The sequence below is a fragment of the Actinomyces sp. HMSC075C01 genome, from assembly GCF_001812965.1.
Classification (GTDB): Bacteria; Actinomycetota; Actinomycetes; order Actinomycetales; family Actinomycetaceae; genus Actinomyces; species Actinomyces acetigenes.
The window spans coordinates 1-980 of the sequence record NZ_KV810919.1 but is presented as its reverse complement, the minus strand read 5'-3'; the positions used below and the strand labels follow the sequence as shown (position 1 = coordinate 980).

Here is a 980-nt window from a genome sequence, read left to right as displayed (position 1 = left end):
TGATGGCGGTGACGAGCAGAGGAAGGCTGAGGACGGTCCCAACGACGACGACGGCGCTCCCACATGCTGTGATGTAGATATCGGATGCCTGAACGCCGAGGGTGACGATGGCCGCACCGATGACGGCAATGATGGCTCCGGCGACGGCGCTCCACATCCGCCTGCGTCCGGCCTGCTTGGTGCTTGCGACCTGTCCTGTGAGAGCCATGAGCGGTGAGATGCGGGTGGCTGTGCGCGCAGGGCGCAGAACGGCAATGAGGGTGACCAGCGTCCCCAAGGCGACGGTGAGCCCAAGGGACACCGGCGAGATGGTGAGCTGATCCGCCTTGAGGTCCGCGAAGGTTCCTGAGGACACCGCGATGGCACCGATACTGGTTCCGAGTGCCGCGCCCAGGACGGAGCCGACCACACCCGTCATGAGTCCGGTGCGCAGCACGGCGAGCATCACCTGACGGCGGGTTGTGCCGATGCAGCGCATGAGTCCGACCATGCGCGTCTGGCGCGCCACCAGTGTGCTGAAGGTGGTGGCGATCACGATGATGGCGACCGCCGCGCAGACCGGGGACAGGAGGTTGAGGATGGTTGAGATGATCGTCCCTCCTAATTCTGCTTTAGCTCGCTGAGAGATGGCCTCGCCCGCGCTCTGGATGACGGCGGAGGGCTGGGTAGGGTGAATTATTTCGGACACATTCCTCATCAATGAACTGGCATCAGTTCCAGGTTTGGCGGTGACGTAGAGCCTGTAGTAATTGATTCTGGCTCCCATCGCTTGGAGCTGCTCGGCGGTGGCGTAGAGGGTGCCGGTGCCGATGTCCTTGCTGTCGGCCCCGGCGGAGATGATGCCGACCACCGTGGGAGCTGAGTGGACGGCCTTAGCGTTGTCTTTGTCCTTGGTTGTGAGGCGGATGGTGTCGCCGACGCTCAGGCCCTGCTGCTCGGCGAGGTCGGAGTCGATGGCCACCTCACCGGTGGCGGTGGGG

Annotated in this window: 1 protein-coding gene; it reads right to left on the bottom strand. The window is 64.1% G+C overall.

Annotated elements, in window-relative coordinates; genetic code table 11:
- A partial coding sequence (locus HMPREF2883_RS00195; RefSeq protein ID WP_141758966.1) for an ABC transporter permease occupies positions 1–980 on the bottom strand: 980 nt, incomplete at both ends.